Source organism: Gilliamella sp. B3127 (assembly GCF_026536935.1).
Lineage (GTDB): Bacteria > Pseudomonadota > Gammaproteobacteria > Enterobacterales > Orbaceae > Gilliamella > Gilliamella apicola_E.
The window spans coordinates 508,852-530,711 of the sequence record NZ_JAFNNI010000002.1 but is presented as its reverse complement, the minus strand read 5'-3'; the positions used below and the strand labels follow the sequence as shown (position 1 = coordinate 530,711).

The window sequence follows — 21,860 nt, the reverse complement described above, 5'->3', positions numbered from 1 at the left end:
AATGTTTTAAATAAATTGATACCAATTAAGAGGTTGTCTAATGAAAACGTTAAAAAAATGGATATTTAAAAAAGAGCAAAATAACTGTATTGAACTTTTAGTGGATGAAAAATACTGTTTTTGCTTATACGTACTAGAAGAAAGAATGTTCCGAGTCCTAATTAAGCGACCGGAAAGTTTATCATTGGACAGAACTTGGAGTATCGCGCCAAATGGCGATGTTCCATTAGAAGGACGAGATAGATTAAGCACCGAGGGTTTTTCGCTACCAACATATCAATTGTCACATTCAGATAATCAAATTACAGTAAGCACACAACAATTACGTGTGACAATTAAGCAACCACTGTCGTTAATGTGGGAGTATAAGAACAAAAATCAACAATGGGAACTTCTGGTTGAAGATAGAAGTACCAGTGCATATCTAATAAACCCGCATGGTGATGGTATTGCACATTACCAACGAAGGTATCAAGATGAACAATACTATGGTTTGGGTGATAAAGCCGGGGATCTTAATCGTGCAGGTCGTCGTTTTGAAATGCGTAATCTTGATGCCATGGGGTATAATGCTAAAGATACCGATCCGCTTTATAAGCATATTCCGTTTACCATTACGCATCGTAATCAAGTCAGTTTTGGACTATTTTATGATAATTTAAGTAGTTGTTGGATCGATTTAGGAACAGAACACGATAATTATCACTTGCCATATCGTCGTTATCAGGCTGAAGCGGGTGACATCGATTTTTATATCTTTTTGGGTCCAAAAATTATCGATGTGACTAAGTCTTTCATTAAACTGACGGGTAAAACCTTTTTTGGCCCTAAATGGAGTTTAGGGTATAGTGGTTCAACAATGTTTTATACCGATGCCCCGAATGCTCAAGAACAAATGCAAAATTTCATTGATTTGTGTAAAGAACATGGCATTGCTTGTGATTCATTTCAACTCTCTTCGGGATATACATCAATTAATGGTAAACGCTATGTGTTCAATTGGAATTATGATAAATTCCCTAATCCGAAAGCGTTCACCCAATCTTACCATACTGCGGGTTTGAGAATTGCAGCCAATATTAAGCCTTGTTTGTTACAGGATCATCCCAAATATAAAGAAGTGGCTGATAAAGGACTATTTATTAAAGATTCGGAAATTGATGCTCCAGAACGCTCAATGTTTTGGGATGATGAAGGCTCTCACTTAGATTTCACCAATCCACAAGCCTATAATTGGTGGAAACAAAATGTTACTGAGCAGCTTTTGCAGATGGGAATTGACGCGACATGGAATGATAATAATGAATTTGAAGTGTGGGATGGTGAAGCTCGTTGTCATGGCTTTGGTCAGGAAATTGCGATCAAACATATTCGTCCAGTTATGCCTTTACTTATGTCTAGAGCTTCAATGGAAGCACAACAAAGCTATAGCCCAACTATTCGTCCTTATTTAATTTCTCGTTCAGGTTGTGCGGGTATTCAACGCTATGTGCAAACATGGTCGGGAGATAATCGTACCAGTTGGCAAACGCTTAAATACAATATACGAATGGGCTTAGGTATGAGTTTGTCCGGTCTTTATAATGTCGGGCATGATGTAGGTGGTTTTTCGGGTGATAAACCAGATGCAGAATTATTTGTACGTTGGGTTCAAAATGGCATTATGAATCCGCGTTTTACCATTCATTCTTGGAATGATGATCATACCGTCAATGAACCGTGGATGTATCCTGAAGTCACACCAATTATTCGCGATACAATTTGCCTTCGATATCAATTATTGCCTTATTTTTACAATTTACTGTGGCAAGCTCACCAACATGATGAACCAATGCTGAGACCAACATTTTTAGATCATGAACATGATTTACAGACATTTATTGAAACTGATGATTTTATGATTGGTCAGGATTTATTAGTGGCAAGTATTGTTGAACCTGGTCAACGTCAGCGAGCCGTTTATTTACCAGACAATCAGGTTGGTTGGTATTGTTATCATTCTCATCAGTGGTTTAGTGGTAAACAGTCAATAACTTTACCCGCACCATTAGAATCATTTCCATTATTAGTTAAAGCTGGCTCGATTATTCCTGTTTCAAAACGCCTAGGTTATGTGAATCATAAACTCGATGATTATCGAGAGTTTAAAGTTTTCCCAGCAAAAGGTGTTCATACATCTCAAGGTTCTTTCTTTGAAGATGATGGTGAAAGTTATGCTTATCAAAATGGTGTTGGGTTATGGATCAATTGGCAGTTAGTTTCGACTAATGATCGAATTGATCTTCGTTTGAAAGCCAATGGAAGTTATATTCCAGCTTGGCAAGAGCTGGTCATTACCTTACCAAAAGGAGAATTGCGTACACTTTATATTAACGATGAGCTAGTAAATAAGGTTAATTTAAGTGCAATAAGCTAATGTACTTACTTACACTATGCTTTCAAAACTTTTTAAAGTGTATAAATAATTAGTATTTAAATGTGAATTAAAAGATAAATTTTAATTTATTGGTGCTTTTATTAGGATTAATAACATTTGATTTACTTTATTGTATCAACTATTTAATGTAACTGATCCAAGAGTATTATGATTCAGGAATGAGAAAAATTCAGAACACAAATTTTAATCTTAATTAAAGCCACCTTATTTTGAAATTTATTTTCTATTATGCCTTGATGAAGATTTAAAAAACTGTAAATTTATATTTATAGCAGGACATTTTTTATGAAATAAGGTAAATTATTTAAAGTTGTATTTTATATACAAAGTTAACGTGACTTTAAGAATGTAAGGATAAACATAATAGATGCGTTATAACCAGCCACAAATATTACCGTCGATTTTGTCACAACAATCTTGGTTATCTGAGATAAAAGAAAGAACATTTGCATTGGCTAAATTAGCGGATGTAATTAATGAGTTATTGCCTTCTCCATTACAACAGCAATATAGAGTCGCAAATTATCGTCAAGGTATTCTTATTCTTGAGGTTAGTTCAGCTAACTGGTTAACAAGAATAAAATACGAACAAAGTAATTTGATTTCAGGTATACGTGAAAAAATCTTACCTTCGTTATCCTCTATTCAATATAAGATTAATCCCACTATTGCGACAAATAACTCACAATTAGTTAATTTTTCAAATAAGAATGCTAAAATTAATAATGTGATTACGATTCAAACAGCAATATATTTAAATGCTTTGGCTGAGCAAGCACCTGAAAAACTAAAAAAACAATTGATAAAACTTGCTAACCATGCAAAATAAGCTAAACAATATTTAGAAATAATAAATGAAAAGATACAGGAGTGAAATATGGATAAAAGTATGATGACCTATATTATCATCGCCTTAATAATTGGTTTTATTGTGGGAATAATTTTCATCAATTTTGTTTCTCAAAAAGGACGTAAATATGCCAAAGTTAAACGCGAATTGGAACAAGCCCAAGAAGAATTAGCATCTCAAAAACAGATGATGGTTAAACATTTTTCTCATAGTGCTGAAATATTGGATAATATGGCCAAAGATTTTCGTCGCTTATATCAACATATTGCTGAAACTTCTGGGCAATTTGTAACTTCTGATGATATGCCTATGATTGATTTAGAAGCCGTCAATAATGATATCAGTGTCAAAAATGAATTAACACTTGAAAAGCAGCCTAAAGACTATTCAGATAATCCTTCAGGATTATTCAAAAATGATGAAGTGAAATCTTAATTAATTTTCAACATTTCTTAGTTTTATTAGGCTATTTATGTTTTAAATATCAAATTTCTTAAATAAGAGAGTTTTATGATGAGTCATTCTTTACGAAAACCAAAAAAATTATTAAGTATAATTGCATTAAGTTTAGGTTTAAGTTTAGCTACATTATCTAATGCCAATGCGGCATTCCCATTTTTACCAACGGATAATAACCAACAACAACCATCGTTGGCACCAATGTTGGAAACCGTTTTACCTTCGGTAGTAAGTATTAAAGTTGAAGGTACTGCTCAAATGCAAAATAATATGCCGGAAGAATTTAGACGATTTTTCGGTTATCCGGATAGTCAATCTAGGCCTTTTTCGGGATTAGGTTCTGGTGTCATTATTGATGCTGAAAAAGGTTATATTGTTACCAATAATCATGTAATTGATAGTGCCGATAAAATTACGGTAGTAATAAATGACGGTCATGAATATCAAGCAAAACTGATTGGTAAAGATCCACAAAGTGATATTGCTTTATTAAAAGTGGATAATGCAAAAAAATTAACCTCAATCAAACTTGCTGACTCAGATAAAACGCGAGTTGGTGATTACGTTGTTGCGATTGGTAATCCATTCGGTATCGGTCAAACTGTTACTTCAGGTATCATTTCTGCGTTAGCTCGTAGTGGGTTAAGTATGGATGGCTTTGAAAATTTCATTCAAACTGACGCGTCAATTAACCAAGGTAATTCCGGTGGTGCTTTAGTTAACTTAAATGGTGAACTAGTTGGGATAAACACTGCTATTATTGCGCCAAGTGGGGGTAATGTAGGAATTGGTTTCGCTATACCTAGTAATATGGTTAGAAGTTTGACGTCTCAACTTATTGAGTATGGTGAAGTTAAACGAGGTGTTTTAGGTATAAAAGGTAATGAATTAACATCAGATATTGCTAAAGCTTTTGACCTTGAAGTACAAAAAGGTGCTTTTGTTAGTGAAGTTATAGATGATTCTGCTGCAAAAGAGGCAGGAATTAAATCTGGTGATGTCATCATTTCTATGGACGGTAAACCGGTTGATAGTTTTGCAGAGTTACGCGCAAAAATCGCGACAACTGGAGCTGGTCGTACAGTTAAATTAGGTTTGATTCGAGATGGCAAAGAGATTTCTGTTGAGGTTAAATTGAAAAACGGTGATGCATCCAGTACCGAAGCAAAATCTTTACATCCAGCACTTGAAGGTGCAACACTTGTTAATGGTGATATAAAAGGACAAAAAGGTGTATTAATTGAGAGTATTGTTAAAAACTCTCCTGCTTCACGTTTAAGTTTACAAGAAGGTGATCTTATCACTGGGGTCAATAAGTCTAGAGTTAATAGTATTTCTGAACTACGTAAAGTGATTGATAGCAATCCTTCTGCAATCGCTTTAAATATTGTCCGAGGAGATAGCCGTCTATATCTTATCTTACGTTAAGTAATTATATAGCTAAAAATCGTCGATGCTTTGCATCGACGAAAACTTCATTTTAACCATCAGTTAGATATGATAGAATCCTATCAACTATTCTCATCTTTATAATAATTATGCTTAAAAAGTTTCTTTGGCCAATATTAATTGGTGGTGTGTTAGCGATAGTATTACTCATTATTTTCCCTTCTTTAAGAAATGGAACGCAATCAGATTTTTCCAGATCTATTTTTAATGAAGAACCTATGAGTTATTCTGACGCGGTTAAGATTGCTGCTCCAGCAGTAGTAAATATCTACAGTCGATCGATTAATTCTGTTCCAAAACAATCACAAGATGGCCCAATTACACCGCTAGGTTCTGGTGTAATTATGAGTGAGTATGGCTATATCATTACCAATTATCATGTTGTTGATGGAGCTGAACAAATTATTGTTGCTTTGCAAGATGGTCGAATTTTTGAAGCATTACCTGTAGGTTCCGATAAGTTGGTTGATATTGCTGTGCTTAAAATAGAGGCAACTAATATCCCGGTCATACCTATTAATTCTAAACGAGACCCAAAAATTGGTGATGTTGTTTTAGCTATTGGTAATCCATACAACATCGGTCAAACGATTACCCAAGGTATTATTAGTGCGACAGGGCGTGACGGATTAAGCCCATATCGTCGACAAAACTTTATTCAAACTGATGCATCGATTAATCATGGTAATTCAGGTGGAGCTTTAGTAAATACTAAAGGTGAGTTGGTAGGCATTAATACATTAACATTTGCTAAAAATCTCGGTAATGATGTTCCTGAAGGAATTGGTTTTGCCATCCCAACAGCATTAGCCGTTAAAATAATGGATAAATTAATTCAAGATGGGAAAGTGATTCGAGGCTATATTGGCATTGATGGGTTAGAATTCGCCCCAACGCAAAATCCTAGTGATTTACCGAAGGTATTAGGTATATTAGTTACCAATGCTGAAGGACCTTCATTACAGGCTGGCGTTGAAGCAAATGATATATTAATTATGGTTGATAATAAACCAGTAAAATCCATAGTAGAAACTATGGATCAAATTGCAGAGTTGAAACCAGGAACAATCGTCCCCATATTAGTTTTGCGAAATGGAGAAAAGATTGAACTTCAAGTAACTATCGGGCAATTACCGGTTTAGATTGGTCGATTATTACTTGATTATCTTTCATATAGGACGTATAATTCGCACCCTTATCATGTTATTTAACACTCGTATGGTGTATAGATTTTGCGATTAAGCCGTTTATATAGCGATACGAACAAACTTTAGAGGTTTATTATGAAAGAAGGTATCCATCCAGAATACACTGCAATTACAGCAACTTGTTCTTGTGGTAACACAATTAAAACTCATTCAACTATTGGTCATGATATTCATCTTGACGTATGTGGTGAATGTCACCCGTTTTATACTGGTAAACAACGTGATGTTGCAACTGGCGGACGTGTTGATAAATTCAAACAACGTTTTGCAATGGTTGGTGGTAAAAAATAGTTTTACTAAACTAACGTTGTCAAAAAGGCGCTTTAAGCGCCTTTTTTGTATCTACTATTCTATTTTAATTCAATCATTCGTCGATTAAATCCGGATCGATGCCTAAATCTCTCATCATTTTTTGTGCTTGTTGTGGAATTCCATCATCACGATCTTTCTGAAGATCTTCATCACAAGGGAGTGGTTGACCAGTATAAGCGTGTAAAAAGGCTTCACATAATAATTCACTATTCGTTGCATGACGTAAGTTATTGACTTGTCGCCTTGTTCGCTCATCAGTTAATATTTTAAGTACTTTCAACGGAATTGAGACTGTAATTTTTTTTACTTGTTCACTTTTTTTACCATGTTCAGCATAAGGGCTGATATAATCGCCGTTCCATTCCATCATATTTTTCACCAAATCACATCACAAATAATGTGGGTAATTTTAGCGTTTTTTTTATTTAGCTGCAATCTATACACCAAGATAGTTAGACGTCTAGACATGTTGACGTCTTTTTTTATTGTGCTATTCTTATACAATTATTAGATATATAAAATGCTTGGTAGGAAGGTTGTTATGGCTAGTGATTCTAAAAATCTAAGACAAGGTGCTAATTTTAGCCAAGGCACGATAGCTGTTCGTGGTGGAATTAATACAGATGATCAATTTGGTAGCGTAGTTCCTGTTATTACGCCTTCAACATGTTATCGTTATGAAGAGTTTGCAACACCGAGGAAGTTTGATTATGGTCGCAAATCCAATCCAAGTAGACGATTAGTCGAAGAAACCGTTGCTAAATTAGAAGGTGGGGCGGATGCTATTTTAACTAATTGCGGTATGTCAGCAATACATCTAATTAGCGTTGCCTTACTTAGTCCAAATGATGTTGTTGTTGCGCCTCATGACTGTTATGGCGGTAGTTATCGATTATTTAATAGTTTGAGTCAAAAAGGCTATTTTAAAACAAAATTTGTTGACCAATCAGATTCTGTTGCTTTGAAAGAAGCACTTAGCTTAAAACCTAAATTAGTCTTAATTGAATCACCAAGTAACCCTTTGTTACGAGTTGTCGATATAGAAGCGATCACTCGACAAGCTCATGAGGTTGGTGCTTTGGTTTTAGTCGATAACACTTTTATGACACCAATTTTACAAAAACCATTGGAGCTTGGTGCTGATATTGTTAGCCATTCTTGTACTAAGTTTTTGAATGGCCATTCAGATTTACTCGCTGGAATATTGGTGTTTAAAGATCAACAATTAGCAACGGATGTACTATGGTGGGCCAATAATATCGGAACATCTACCTCGTCATTTGATAGTTATTTGTTATTACGTGGTTTAAGAACGCTAGCAGCAAGAGTTAAATTACAGCAAGAAAATGCGCAAAAAGTGGTAGAATTTTTAGCAAATCACCCTAAAATTGCAAAAGTTTTTCATCCATCATTACCTTCAAATCTTGGACATGATATTGCGAAAAGACAACAAAAAGGTTTTGGTTCACTGCTAAGTTTTGAATTAGCAGGTGATGCTAATGTTATGCCGAAATTTTTAAATGCACTCAATATATTTACATTAGCCCAATCACTTGGTGGTGTGGAAAGTTTAATCTGTCATCCTGCAACTATGACTCATTCAGGAATTAGTGCTGAAGCACGTAAAACCGCAGGTATATCCGATCAATTATTACGTATTTCGGTTGGTCTTGAAGATATCAGTGATCTTCTTAATGATTTAGAACAAGGACTAGCTCAAATCTAAATTTTATCTGCTGATCAATAGGATTGAGAAATAATTGATTTTATCAATCCTATTTTCCTTTGCTTTCATAATAATGCACTATTTTACTTTTTGACTAACTAAAGTGGTTAAATTAGTGTTTATATTTGCCTCAAAAACCCCGTTCCTCAACTCAAAAATTCAATATCACTCCATATCTATAAATCATCTAATTTACATTAAAACTGAATTATTATCAGGCTAATACAGTGATGTAGTTCATATTTGAAGTTATGACAAGAGATTAGGCAAACAATTATTTCCAGTATAGCTGTTTGTTTCAACAACTATCATGATGGGCTTTTTTAAAGCCCATCCCTGTTTTTAATCTTTAATGCCATTATCTTTGATGACTTGCTGATACCAATAAAAACTATCTTTTTTAATTCGATTAAGTGTTTTTAAGTCATGATCATCTCGATCAACATAAACAAAGCCATAACGTTTTTTGAAACCTTGATGAGAACTTAGTAAATCAATTACTGACCATGGACAATATCCAAATAGTTCAACCCCATCTTCAATTGCATCATGACAAGCTAATATGTGCGATTTGATATAATCAATTCGATAATCATCATGTACTTTATTGTCAGCAGTTAATGTATCTGGAGTACCTAATCCATTTTCAGTAATAATTAATGGTAAATGATATTGACGATAATATTCATTTAATACTAGTCTTAACCCCATCGGGTCAATTTGTGCACCATAAGTAGATGCGGTTAAATTTGGGTTTTTCTCAATTTTGAAATAACCATATAGATCGAAATCAATATCTTTTTCTTTAGTGCCAAATGGATGAGCATCATCTTCCGGTAAATAGCTTGCGACTAATGTTCGATAATAATTTACGGCAATAAAATCAGGTTTAGCTTTTTTTAATATTTCGGCATCTTCTGGTTGTGTAATAGGGTAGATACCACAACGTTGCAAATAATGTTTGTAGTATCCCGGATAATCACCAAAACAGTACATATCTAGGGCATAATTAGTTTTAAAATTATCATTCATTTTAGCTGCCCAAACATCCATTGGTTTATTACTTGCAGGATAGGTCATGGTGGATGATACCGCTGGTCCTACTTTGCTTCCAGTAATTAGTTCATGACAATCATTTGTTGCCATCGCATGAGCAACAAACATGTGATAATCCATTTGAGCTCTCACTTTTTCTGTGTCGGCTGGTGCGACTTTGTACATGTTCATTCGTTCATTAACACGAATCATCAAATTTTGTTCATTATTGATTTGCCAGTTTTTTACCCGATCACCAAATGCTTTATAGCAGACCTGAGCATAGCGTCTAAACGCATCGACACAACGGCGGTCTTGCCAACCATTATATTTATCAACTAAGGCAAATGGTAAATCAAAGTGATAAAGAGTAATAAATGGAATGATATTATTTTTGATTAATTCGTTAATTACTCGATTATAAAAATCAATTCCAGCTTGATTTATTTCACCGTCCCCATCAGGAATAATACGTGCCCATGATATTGAAAAACGATAAGTTTTTAATCCTAATTCTTTAAACAAAGCAATATCACTCTCTACATGATGATAGAAATCACTGGCAACTTTGCTATCGGCTTGCACTGCAGAGCGTTGAAATGAGTTATAATCAGCAACGGTCATCCCTTTTCCATCAGCATCCCATCCACCTTCAATTTGAAAAGCAGAAGATGATGCTCCCCACCAAAAATCCTTAGCAAAAGCTTTCATATATTAACCTCTAAACTTGAATAAATAATAAATTGTCTTTTTTACTGACGTGACCTTTTTGACAATATTCTATATTTTTATATTGATCTGAATTAGCAACAATAATCGAAGTCGTTAAATCGAATTCTTTTATTTTATCAATATCAAATGAAACTATTTTGGTTCCTTTTGTGATGTGTTGGCCTGCTTGTACATAGGATTTAAAATATTTACCTTGTAATTTAACGGTGTCAATTCCAATGTGAATCAACAGTTCAATACCATTATCTAATGTTAGACCAATAGCATGTAAAGTAGGGTAGAGTACTGATACTGTACAATCCGCTGGTGCAACTATTTCTCCTACCTTAGGATAAACCGCGATCCCTTTGCCCATCGCTCCTGAAGCAAATACTTCATCTTTGACTTGATTTAAGGCAATGACCTCACCCTCAACAGGCGATAGAATAGTTGTATCAGTGGTTAATAAAGTTTGAATTGTTTTTGATTCTTTTTCGTTTGGTATGTCATTAAATCCAACAATCATTGTCATAATGCATGAACCAAAAAATGCAAAGCCTATACCAATTAAATAGCATAAGAATGCTTTTGTACCTGCTTCGGCATAAACAGGTATTGTTAATACCCCTTGGTTGGCAAAGGCTGTACCATAAGATCCTCCCCAACCCATTAATCCTCCAGCAAGTGCACCACACACAACTGCACAAATCATTGGTTTTTTCAATCTTAAGTTAGCGCCATAAATCGCTGGTTCGGTAATGCCGAACAAGGCTGTGATTGTTGCCGATGCGGCAACGGTTTTTAAATTTTTATTTTTGGTTTTGAAAAATACACCTAATGCGGCTCCAGCTTGTGAAAAGTTCGCCGCTCCAGCGAAAGCAAGTAAGTTCTGGCGTCCGGTTTGAGCTACGTCATTAATGCCGATTGGTACAATAGCACGATGTGCGCCAAAGATGACTAAAATACACCATATACCACCAATAAATGCACCTAATAAAATAGGGCTAACACCCATAATGTAGTAATAGATCCAGTTTATAAATTCGCCAATATAGATGCCAATAGGACCGAAAATAAGTAAAGTAGCTGGTATCATGATAAGTAATGAAAAAGTTGGCACCATGATAATTTTTAATACTTCAGGGATAATATATTCCAAAAATCTTTGTACATAACTTAAAATAAATACCGCTAATATAATTGGGATAACGCTAGACGTGTAACTTGCTTTGGTTAATTCAATGGTAAACAGAGTGACTTCAGTTTTACTTGCCATTAAATTGACAATTGATGGATAACATAATGTTGCACCAATTATCATCGATATAAATTCATGAGCTTTAAATACTTTAGCAGCGGTATAGCCAAGTATTATTGGCATGAAGTAGAAAACTGCATCTGATGCAGCATGTAAAATCGTGTAGGTGTTATAAGTTTTGATATCAGTTTGATAGTAATAATTACCTATCATAACCGCTATAGCTAAAATTCCCTTTAACATACCTGATGCTGCAATAGCTGGGATGATTGGTGTAAAAATAGCTGCAAAAGCATTAAGTATTTTTACCCCTAATGAAACTTTAGGTTCCGTTTGATTACTTTGTTCTAACTCGCCAATTAGAGGGAGGAGTTGCTCATAAATTTTGGTGACTTTATTGCCTAATACTACTTGGTATTGTCCACTACTTTCAACAACGGAAATCACACCTTCTGTCTGTAATAATTTTTCGCGATTAGCTTTTTTACTGTCATTTAATTGAAACCGTAAGCGAGTAAAGCAGTGTGTTAAGTTGATAATATTCTCTTTACCGCCTACTAATTCAAGTATTTGCTGTGCAATTTTTTGATAGTCCATTATTTTCTCCATTACTTAAAGAATGGTTATTCATTGATAAAAAAGCTTAATACACTAAAAATTATCATTATTATATAAATCATAAAGTTAAGATATTTGAATTATGAATTTAGTAAGATCAATTTTTATCACTTTTTAATTCACTTCAAGCTAGCATACTTTAAAAAATTAGACAAGTTTGTCATAATTATTGCTAAATAATTTATTTAGATATATTTTTAGAGCAAAAAATTATCAGTATTAAAATTGTGGATAAATGAAGTCAGCCAAGAAGAAGTCTTATTTATTGTTGTGTATTGTGTTTTTTTTCTGGTATGCACAATATATCTATATTCCTTATCAAACCCCTTATCTTGCAGCGATAAATATATCGACTACTATGATCGGAATGGTGGTTAGTGCTTATGGGTTTTCGCAATTATTCTTAAGATTGCCGGTTGGTTTATTAGCCAATGTAAAAGAGAAACATAAAATTTTTATTGTATTAGGCACCTTTTTTGCCGGAATTGCATCGGTGATTCGTATTATTGAACCGAATGGAACTGGTTTTCTCGTTGGTAATATAATTTCAGGTTTCGCCAGTGCAATGTGGATCTCTTTTATGGTGCTCTTTTTAGGTTTTTATCCCAAATCTAAAAAAGGGTATGCAACTAGTTTAATTATAATGGTTAATAATCTAGGTGTGTTTTTAGCCTTTTTAACAAGTACATTATTGTATGATTATATTCATATGGTAGGAATTTGTGTGCTTAGTTGCTTTAGCGGGTTATTGGCTTTTATTTTAGCAATAAAGCTAAAATATCCGGAAAAGATCCATCATGATTTTAACTATCATCTTTTGTTTAGCGCATTATGTAATCGAAAATTATTGTTTTTCTCATTTCTTGCTTTAATTCAGCAAGGGATTCAAATGTCTACCACAATGTCTTTTACTAATCAGATATTGAGTGATTTAGGGGGGAATGCATTTTTAATTGGCATTTCTTCAATTGTCTATATGTTATCTTCAGTTCTATTTGCTAAATTGGGGGCGACTAAGTGGATTAATCTGATGAGAATTTCAAGCTGGGTAATTTTATCTTTTCTATTACTAGCACTTTATTGTATTTTAGTACCTCAGGTCTCTTCTGTTTATATTATTCTTCTATTGCAAATTATCCCTGGTATAGGGACGGGTATACTATTTTCGTTTTTAAATTTTGAAGCGATGATAGATGTGCCATCATATGCTCGTTCTGCTGCCATGGGATTATTTCAAGCTATTTATGCACTAGGTATGACGCTATTTCCAATTATTGTTGGAATAATTAGTTTGAAATGGTCGATGATAATCGCCTATTTTGCCTTAGCCGGTATAGCAATAATAGGCGCAATTTTATCAATGATTTACTGGTTAAAATTTAGAAAGCAGACCACTTAAAATTTTATATAGTGAGCACACTATCTTATTAGTTAAATGGTTTTACTATTGAAATTAAGCCTAATAATCATTAGGTGATGCTTGTGCAAGTACTTCGCGATTACCATTATGACTTGGCGCACTTATAATCCCTTCAACTTCCATTTGTTCTACTATTCGAGCAGCGCGATTGTAACCAATTCTAAATTTGCGTTGGACGCTTGATATTGATGCTCGACGGGTTTCAACCACAAATGCTACTACTTGATCGAAAAGTGGATCGAGTTCTTCGTCGGTCATATCGAAGCTATTACCTTCATTATCATCAGTTGAAACTGTTACATTCTCGATATATTTAGGTGTGCCACGCGCTTTCCAATCTTGCACAACTGCATGAACCTCTTCATCACGTACAAATGCGCCATGAACACGAATAGGAATTGAGCTATTTGGTGCTAAATAGAGCATGTCACCCATACCTAGAAGTGATTCAGCCCCCATTTGATCTAAGATAGTACGTGAATCAATCTTGCTTGAAACAGTAAATGCTATTCGAGTTGGTATGTTGGCTTTGATTAAACCAGTAATCACATCAACTGATGGGCGTTGAGTCGCAAGTACTAAGTGAATACCAGCTGCTCGAGCTTTTTGTGCAAGTCGTGCAATGAGCTCTTCGACTTTTTTTCCAACGGCCATAATTAAGTCGGCGAATTCATCCACCATAACCACAATATATGGAAGTTTTTCAAGCGTTGGCATTTCAAGATCCATACTATCAGTGGGTTTCCAAAGAGGATCTGGAATTGGTCGTCCCATTTCTTCGGCAAGTTTGATTTTTTCGTTAAAACCAGCAATGTTACGAACGCCCAATGCTGACATCAATCGATAGCGACGCTCCATTTCATTAACACACCAGTTAAGAGCATTAGCCGCATCTTTCATATCAGTTACTACTTGAGTCAATAGATGAGGAATCCCTTCATAGATAGATAGTTCTAACATTTTAGGATCAATCATTATAAACCTAACATCTTCAGGTTGTGATTTGTATAAAATGCTTAATATCATGGCATTAACACCTACTGATTTACCTGAACCGGTCGTTCCTGCAACCAATAAATGTGGCATTTTAGCTAAATCTGCAACCACTGATTGTCCTGCGATATCTTTTCCTAATACAATTGTTAAAGGAGATTGTGCATTTTTAAATTGTGGACTATCTAATACTTCTCTGAAATAAACAGTTTGTCGATTTTTATTTGGTAATTCAATTCCGACATACGGTTTACCTGGAATAACCTCGACCACCCGTACTGAAGGCATTGATAATGAGCGTGCTAAATCTCGGTCAAGTGTCGAAATTCTTGCTGCCTTAATACCTGGTGCAAGTTCAATTTCGAAGCGAGTAATAACGGGTCCAGGTAAATAATCGACAACTCTAGCTTTTACTCGATAATCAGAGAGGCTTTTTTCGATTTGCTCTGACATTGCATTTAATGCCGCGTGATCAACTTCAATTCGAGTTGTTGGTGGTGGCGTTAATAAATTTAACGAAGGTAACGGTGTTGTTGGTTTAGGTAAAGGCTTATCATTGCGTTTTAGCAAAGGATGAATAAGGCTTTCTTCCTTATCCTCGTCCTCGTCCGTAACTTCTTTTATTTCATTTTTAGTTTGTTGTTCATTTGATTCGTTTACTACCTCATTTTGATATATGTCATCAATGAGAGGGTTTTCTTCTTTAAGAAGTGATATATCAACATCTTCGGGTATCTCAAATTCGGCTGGAATATCATTAGTATTATGATATTCAGGTGTAATACTTGGTGATGTTTCCGCTAAAGGTTCGATTACAATTGGATCAACTGAATCTTGAGATGCAATATGATTTAGATTAATTTTTGGCTCATTATGCTCCATAGTGAATAAAGGTTTACTTGGTGCATCGGCAATAGCGTATTTATCTTCTTCAAAAGGTTCTAAGGCCTCACGACTATTAATTTCTCCATCAGATTCTGTTGAACTCATATCACTCGTGGTGCTTTCATTCATATTTTTCAAAATAGTTTCCATTCGCGCTAAAATCGCGTCAGGATCCATTTCTTTTTTAGATATATCTTTAGTCGGTTGGTTAGTTTCGTTAGGAGATGTATTTGCCTCAATAGATTGCAATAATTGAGCAGCAGTTTTTATAAATACTTCATCATCTTTTAATGAAATAGGTTTAGTTGTACTAATATCTGATTCTGTCGCCAATTTGGTTGAGTCAATATTATCACTACTATCAACATCAATAGGTAGATCAAATTGAGGCTGTTTTTCTGTTGTTAATTTGTCTTCTTGCTTCGAATCAGCTGGTTGTGAAACTTTATCCGGAGTAAATAACCATTTTATTGGTGACAGGATGAACATAACTAAAGCACCAATTTTTTCAAACAGATAAAGCCAAGAGAAACCAGTTAAAAGCGTAATACATGCTAGTGTTGTTGCAAGCAAAGCTAGAGAGGTAGCTAAGCTACTCATAACAGGTAGAAGGCTTTCAATTACTATCGAACCTAAATAACCACCTGCTTGGAATTGTTCTGGATCGCGAATATTAAGAGCAAAAAAACCACAACAACTAAGTACAAAAGCTAAAATGCCGATAATTCGGAAAGAAACACTAAAATAGTTAATAGGATCACTGGCATGGCGGTAAAAGTAACCCATTAATTGTAAACAAAAAAAGATAATAATAACCGGTAAACTATAGGCGATTAATCCAAAAAACTGAAATAAGATATCAGAAATATATGCACCAATATAACCGCCTAAGTTGCTAATAGGATAGTGCCAAGCTGTACGTGACCAGCCAGGATCTGATGGGTTGTAAGTAAACAGTGATAAAAATAAGTAAACAGACAGGCCTATTAATGATAATAGAATTAATTGTGCAACAATCTGTCTTCTTGTAATTTTAGATTTTTTCAAACACGTACCTAAAAACTATCTTAATTAAAAATTTTGAGTATTTTATCATAAATTGAACCTACTCATAGCGTGAAAGGTGTATAAAAACTAATTTATTAGCAACTATTAATTCGATAGCGTTAAGGTTTGATTAAATCTTTTTGCATTCAACACGTAATGTTGAGCATTTTTAATATTTGCTTGAATTTCTTCATCTGTGAGTTTACGAATAATTTTAGCTGGAGATCCCATAATCATACAACCTTCCTCATAAGGTAGACTATGTGTAACTAGTGAGTTTGCACCTACTAGGCAGTTTTTGGCAATTCTAGCATTGTTTAAAATAGTACTTCCCATACCAATTAAACTATTATCCTCAATATTACAACTATGCAAAATAACATTATGGCCAACGGTGACATTCTCACCAACAATACAGGGAATGTCAGTTTCTGTATGAATAGTACTGTTATCTTGAACATTACTATTTTTACCAATATGAATAGTTGCGATATCACCTCGCAAAACTGCGTTAAACCATATAGATACGCCTTCTTCTAAAATAACATCACCAATGATGTCTGCTGATTTAGCAATAAAACACTTAGAATTAATTTGTGGTTTTAGATTTTCTAATTGATAAATCATGGTTAATTCCTTTTTATATTTTTGACACTCAAAAACAATCCAGCCGCAAAAAAGTTACAGATAACCATTGAGCCAACCATTAGCCATTCTGTTAAATTATTCGTAACAGTTGCTGTATTATGAGTTGAAACGAGTGTTGAAAGTAAGACTCCGATAGCGCCAGCGACGGCAAAGCGGATGGTGCCTGCAAGCGAGGAGGCTGTGCCTGCTATATGAGAATAATAATCGAGTATTACAGCCATGCAATTACCACCTATGGTTGAAATACAACCGATATAACCAGCAATACATGCCACTAAAAAGACAAAACCTAAGTCAAATATACTCACTGTAGCCATACCTATGGCTGTAATAAATTGGAGGAGTAAGCCTAACTGAATCATCTTAATAGAACCAACCCGTTTTACAATACGGCTATTGAGTGTATTCATTGAAACCATGACCATAACATTAATAGCAAAGTAATAGCCGAAATTGGTTGATGCAACACCATGTAAGTTCATATAGACAAATGGTCCTAAACTTAGAAATGAAAATAATCCGGCTCCGGAAAATGCACCAATCATCATGTAAGTAAACACTTGTCTATGTCTAAATAGGGCAATGAAGTTGCTTAAAATTCGAATTATACTGAATTTATCACGTTTGGATTTGGCTAATGTCTCAGGGATATTGATTGTTACTAATGCAAAACAAATAATCGCCATTAAGCAAAGTGCATAGAAGTTAGCTTGCCAATTGAACCAATAAAGAATAAAACCACCAATAATCGGTGCGAGTAATGGGGCAACATTCGATATCAATGTTACAAAAGACATCATTTTAGAAAAATCATCACGATCGCGATAGATATCTTTCATTAATGCATTAATAACAATAGTGGTTGCTGATGCTGCTATTCCATGAAAAAATCGGGCTGTGATTAACTGATTTATATTAGCAGCAAGACCACAACATAATGCTGCAATTATGAAAATAATTAGTCCAGCAGTTAAAACTTTTCTTCGTCCGTAACTATCGGTGAGTGGACCAAACAAAAGCTGACCTAATGAAAATCCTAATAAATAGAAACTGATTGTCAACTGCACAGTTGAATCGGCGACATTAAATTTGTTCGCAATAGTTGGCATACTTGGTAAATACATATCAATAGATAATGGCATTAACATTGAAATGAAACCAAGAATAAAGATAAGTGCTTGTTTAGAAACTTTAATTTCTACTTGTGGTTCTTGTGTTTGCACGTTGTCATTCCTTTGGATACAAAGTTACTAAGTTTTAACTATAAAACCTAGTAAAAGAAAACATTAGTTAAGAATCAAACGGCTAATTAAACGAATTGATCTCATCTTGAGTAAGAGGCCGGTATTCGCCCTCAGGTATATCAAGAATAATATTGCCAATCTGTTTACGATGCAACTGGGTGACATGGTTATTTACAGCTGCAAACATTCGTTTCACTTGGTGATATCGACCTTCACTTATTGTAAGTTCTGCATGGTAATCATCAAGGATAACTAATTTAGCTGGTTGAGTAAGTGTTTTTTCACTTTTTAGCTGAATACCTTGTTTAAATATCTCAATAAGATCATTATTAAGAGGTTGCTCAACGGTTACCTGATAAACTTTTTCACAATGATGTTTAGGAGAAGTAATGCGATGTGACCACTTACCATCATCAGTTAATAAAACTAGCCCAGTGGTGTCTAAATCCAGTCGACCTGCTGAATGCAGCTTTTCAGACATAGGTTCATCAATAAAATAGAGGATAGTTGGGTGATCAGGATCATCAGTAGAACAAACATAACCTTGTGGTTTATTGAGCATGAAATAACGATTTTCGGTAATAGGTATAATTTCGAAACCATCATATTCTACAATTTGATCATCTGAGATATGGTAAGCACCTGATTTTACAACAGCTCCATTAACAGTTACCTTTTGGGCTTTCAGTTCTTTATTGACTATTGTTCGGCTTACCCCTAGATGGTGAGCTAGAAATTTATCCAGTCGCATATTCAAATACTATTCCTATAAACATGGTGTGTAAATATCAAAACGATGATTTTTAGTTTTAATTTCCGCCGTTGGTTTTTGATTGGCTAAAAATGGTGCATAATCAGGTCGTTTAACCACAACGCGTTTTTTAGCTAATCGTCTTGCGGGTTCAAGTAGGCTTTCTGCATCGAGATCGTTACCAACTAATTGTTGAAAAATTCGCATCTCTTTTTTCACTAATGCACTTTTTTGTCGATGCGGAAACATCGGATCAAGATAAACAACGTCAGGTTTTTCTTGATGTGAATTGAGCCCAAGTAAACTTGAATTATAAATTAAATGTAACAGCTTTTGTAATTGCTGACCAATGATTGGATCTTGATAAGCACGATTAAGCCCATCTTCTAACAAGGCTGCAACAACAGGATGTCGCTCAAACATAGTAACATGGCAACCAATAGAAGCTAATACGAATGCATCTCGTCCTAATCCAGCTGTTGCATCAATAATAGTGGGTAAATAATTACCTTTAACGCCAACAGCTTTAGCTATCGCTTCACCACGACCACCACCAAATTGACGACGATGAGCCATCGCACCAGACACAAAATTAACCGCGATTGCACCTAATTTAGGTTCATCAGTTTTTTGTAACTCAAGTTGATTGTTTTGATTAACGAGAGTAAATGGAAGATCAGGATGCTCGAATAACCACTGCTCAGCTAACTTTTTGAGCTGAGCAGTGTTAACTTTAGTGGATACCATAGTGACGAAGTAATGCCTCAAGTTGCGGTTCACGACCACGGAAATTTTTGAATAATGTCATTGGTTCATCACTGCCACCTTGAGATAATATATTATCCAGGAAAGCATTACCTGTATTTGCATTGAAGATGCCTTCTTCTTCAAAGCGAGAAAACGCATCAGCAGATAAAACTTCAGCCCATAGATAACTGTAATAACCCGCGGCATAACCTCCTGCAAAAATATGACTAAATGCGTGAGGGAATCGACCCCAATCTACGGTTGGTACTACTGCAACTTGTTCTCTGACTTGTTTTAAAGTTTCTAAAATATCAGGTGTTTTTTCGCTATGTAATTTAAAATCAAATAAACCGAATTCTAACTGACGCAGAATAAATAATGCAGCTTGGAAGTTTTTGCTATCAAGCATTTTTTCTAGCATTTCTTGTGGTAATGGTTCGCCAGTTTGATAATGACCTGAAATAAATTCTAAAGCTTCAGGCTGCCAGCACCAATTTTCTAAGAATTGACTCGGTAATTCAACGGCATCCCATGGAACACCATTAATACCAGCCACTGATGACACATCAATTTCAGTTAACATATGATGTAGCCCATGACCAAATTCATGGAATAATGTGGTTACCTCATTATGAGTAAATAATGCTGGTTTATCACCGATTGGTCGATTGAAATTACAAGTTAAATAGGCAACAGGTTTTTGGATATGGCCATCAGCAAAACGCATTTTACCAATACAATCATCCATCCAAGCACCACCTCGTTTATGTTCACGAGCATATAAATCAAGATAAAAGCTACCTTTTAATTCACCATTGGCATTATATAAATCGTAAAATTTTACCTCAGGTGCCCAAACTTCAACATCATGACGCTGTTTTGCAGTAATGCCAAAAATACGACGAACGACTTCAAATAAGCCACTAATAACTCGATCCTCTGGAAAATATGGACGAAGTTCTTCATCATTGATGGTATAAAGATGTTGCTTTTGTTTTTCGCTGTAATAAGCGATATCCCATGGTTTGATATCACTTGCACCAAAATACTCATAAGCATATCTTTTAAGTTCGGTTAATTCTTTTTCACCTTGTGGTTTAGCTTTGGTTGCTAAATCGGTTAAAAATGCGGTAACTTGCGTTACAGTTTCAGCCATTTTAGTTGCTAATGACTTATCGGCATATGTGTCAAAACCAAGTAACTGAGCAAGTTCAGCTCGAAGCGATATAATTTGTTTAATGATTTCTGTATTATCCCACTTACCGGCATTAGGTCCTTGGTCAGACGCTCGAGTATTGTATGCTTGATAGAGTTCAAATCGTAAATCTCGATTATCGCAATAAGTCATTACCGGTAAATAACTTGGAATATCGAGCGTTAATAACCAACCATCTTGCTCTTTTGCCTTAGCTTGCTCTTTAGCTGCGGCTAAGGCACTTTCAGGCATTCCGGATAAATCTTCAATATTCGTGATTAATGTTGACCAGCCCATAGTGGCATCTAATACATTATTACTATATTGAGATGATAATTCTGAAAGTTTGGCAACAATTTCACCATAACGTTTTTGCTTATCATCCGCCAATCCAATGCCCGATAATTCAAAATCCCGCAATGCATTGTTGATTACTTTTTTTTGTGCTTTGCTTAAATTTTCGAAGTGGTTGCTATCTTTAAGTTGTTTATAGGCGTTATATAGTGGTTTATGTTGTCCTACCCAAGTACTGTATTGAGATAGCAAAGGTAAGCAAGCCTCATATGCTTCACGTAGTTCTGGGCTGTTTTTCACTGAATTAAGATGACTAACCGGTGACCATGCTCGGCTAAATTTTTCATCCATTTCATCAATGGGTTGAACAAGATTATCCCAAGTGTATTCACTATTTTGTTCAAGCACAGATTCAATCGTTTTACGACAATTGTTTAATGTCTCTTTAATCGCTGGTAAAACATGCTCAGGTTTGATTTGTGAAAATAGGGGTAATGATGAATTACTTAATAGTGGGTTAGTCATTCTGGAATACCTTATGCAATGATTATGTTTATTTATAAAACATGTGGC

Annotated in this window: 17 protein-coding genes; 8 read left to right on the top strand and 9 right to left on the bottom strand. The window is 34.9% G+C overall.

The annotated features are described in order from the left end of the window. Positions 1–40: 40 nt before the first annotated feature. From J3U00_RS05480 to rpmE, 6 genes are all read left to right on the top strand, one after another. Positions 41–2,416, top strand: coding sequence for a glycoside hydrolase family 31 protein (locus J3U00_RS05480; RefSeq protein WP_267331810.1), 2,376 nt, complete (start codon positions 41–43; stop codon positions 2,414–2,416). Between the two features lie 388 nt (positions 2,417–2,804). Next, on the top strand, positions 2,805–3,266 hold the full coding sequence (locus tag J3U00_RS05475) for a DUF721 domain-containing protein (protein WP_267331809.1): 462 nt from the start codon (positions 2,805–2,807) through the stop codon (positions 3,264–3,266). A 48-nt stretch (positions 3,267–3,314) separates the two neighbouring features. Beyond that, a complete protein-coding gene (locus tag J3U00_RS05470; protein ID WP_267331808.1) occupies positions 3,315–3,722 on the top strand; it encodes a YhcB family protein in 408 nt (135 codons plus the stop codon). Positions 3,723–3,800: 78 nt separating this feature from the next. Further along, positions 3,801–5,174, top strand: coding sequence for a Do family serine endopeptidase (locus J3U00_RS05465; RefSeq protein WP_065563750.1), 1,374 nt, complete (start codon positions 3,801–3,803; stop codon positions 5,172–5,174). A 110-nt stretch (positions 5,175–5,284) separates the two neighbouring features. After that, positions 5,285–6,337 (top strand): outer membrane-stress sensor serine endopeptidase DegS, encoded by a 1,053-nt coding sequence (degS, locus tag J3U00_RS05460; RefSeq protein ID WP_065563628.1) that lies wholly within the window; start codon positions 5,285–5,287, stop codon positions 6,335–6,337. Positions 6,338–6,478: 141 nt separating this feature from the next. Beyond that, positions 6,479–6,694, top strand: a complete 216-nt coding sequence (gene rpmE / locus J3U00_RS05455; RefSeq protein ID WP_065563627.1) for a 50S ribosomal protein L31 — start codon at positions 6,479–6,481, stop codon at positions 6,692–6,694. A gap of 73 nt (positions 6,695–6,767) precedes the next feature. Here rpmE and metJ read toward each other — a convergent pair whose 3' ends face one another. Next, on the bottom strand, positions 6,768–7,085 hold the full coding sequence (metJ, locus tag J3U00_RS05450) for a met regulon transcriptional regulator MetJ (RefSeq protein WP_065563626.1): 318 nt from the start codon (positions 7,083–7,085) through the stop codon (positions 6,768–6,770). A gap of 171 nt (positions 7,086–7,256) precedes the next feature. Between metJ and metB the strand changes: the two genes are divergently transcribed. Continuing rightward, positions 7,257–8,441, top strand: coding sequence for a cystathionine gamma-synthase (metB, locus tag J3U00_RS05445; protein ID WP_267331807.1), 1,185 nt, complete (start codon positions 7,257–7,259; stop codon positions 8,439–8,441). Between the two features lie 342 nt (positions 8,442–8,783). Here the strand turns inward: metB and J3U00_RS05440 are convergent, their stop codons facing one another. Then, entirely contained in the window at positions 8,784–10,187 is a 1,404-nt protein-coding gene (locus tag J3U00_RS05440; RefSeq protein ID WP_267331806.1) for a glycoside hydrolase family 1 protein, read from the bottom strand. 10 nt (positions 10,188–10,197) lie between these two features. Continuing rightward, on the bottom strand, positions 10,198–12,042 hold the full coding sequence (locus J3U00_RS05435) for a beta-glucoside-specific PTS transporter subunit IIABC (RefSeq protein ID WP_267331805.1): 1,845 nt from the start codon (positions 12,040–12,042) through the stop codon (positions 10,198–10,200). Between the two features lie 256 nt (positions 12,043–12,298). Between J3U00_RS05435 and J3U00_RS05430 the strand changes: the two genes are divergently transcribed. Continuing rightward, positions 12,299–13,462 (top strand): MFS transporter, encoded by a 1,164-nt coding sequence (locus tag J3U00_RS05430; RefSeq protein WP_267331804.1) that lies wholly within the window; start codon positions 12,299–12,301, stop codon positions 13,460–13,462. Positions 13,463–13,522: 60 nt separating this feature from the next. Here J3U00_RS05430 and J3U00_RS11650 read toward each other — a convergent pair whose 3' ends face one another. The 6 genes from J3U00_RS11650 to prlC all read right to left on the bottom strand — a co-directional run bounded on the left by J3U00_RS11650 (position 13,523) and on the right by prlC (position 21,812). After that, positions 13,523–16,408 carry a DNA translocase FtsK 4TM domain-containing protein gene (locus tag J3U00_RS11650; RefSeq protein ID WP_416379878.1) on the bottom strand — a complete coding sequence of 962 codons (2,886 nt, stop codon included), beginning with the start codon at positions 16,406–16,408 and terminating at the stop codon, positions 13,523–13,525. A gap of 105 nt (positions 16,409–16,513) precedes the next feature. After that, on the bottom strand, positions 16,514–17,035 hold the full coding sequence (locus J3U00_RS05415) for a gamma carbonic anhydrase family protein (RefSeq protein ID WP_065563620.1): 522 nt from the start codon (positions 17,033–17,035) through the stop codon (positions 16,514–16,516). A gap of 2 nt (positions 17,036–17,037) precedes the next feature. Beyond that, a complete protein-coding gene (locus J3U00_RS05410) occupies positions 17,038–18,279 on the bottom strand; it encodes a Bcr/CflA family multidrug efflux MFS transporter (RefSeq protein WP_218058474.1) in 1,242 nt (413 codons plus the stop codon). Positions 18,280–18,361: 82 nt separating this feature from the next. Next, positions 18,362–19,051, bottom strand: a complete 690-nt coding sequence (gene rsuA, locus J3U00_RS05405) for a 16S rRNA pseudouridine(516) synthase RsuA (protein WP_220225696.1) — start codon at positions 19,049–19,051, stop codon at positions 18,362–18,364. A gap of 15 nt (positions 19,052–19,066) precedes the next feature. Further along, positions 19,067–19,798 carry a class I SAM-dependent methyltransferase gene (locus tag J3U00_RS05400; RefSeq protein WP_267331803.1) on the bottom strand — a complete coding sequence of 244 codons (732 nt, stop codon included), beginning with the start codon at positions 19,796–19,798 and terminating at the stop codon, positions 19,067–19,069. Continuing rightward, positions 19,785–21,812, bottom strand: a complete 2,028-nt coding sequence (gene prlC / locus J3U00_RS05395; RefSeq protein ID WP_267331802.1) for an oligopeptidase A — start codon at positions 21,810–21,812, stop codon at positions 19,785–19,787. Before prlC ends, J3U00_RS05400 begins: the two co-directional genes overlap by 14 nt. Positions 21,813–21,860: the final 48 nt, after the last annotated feature.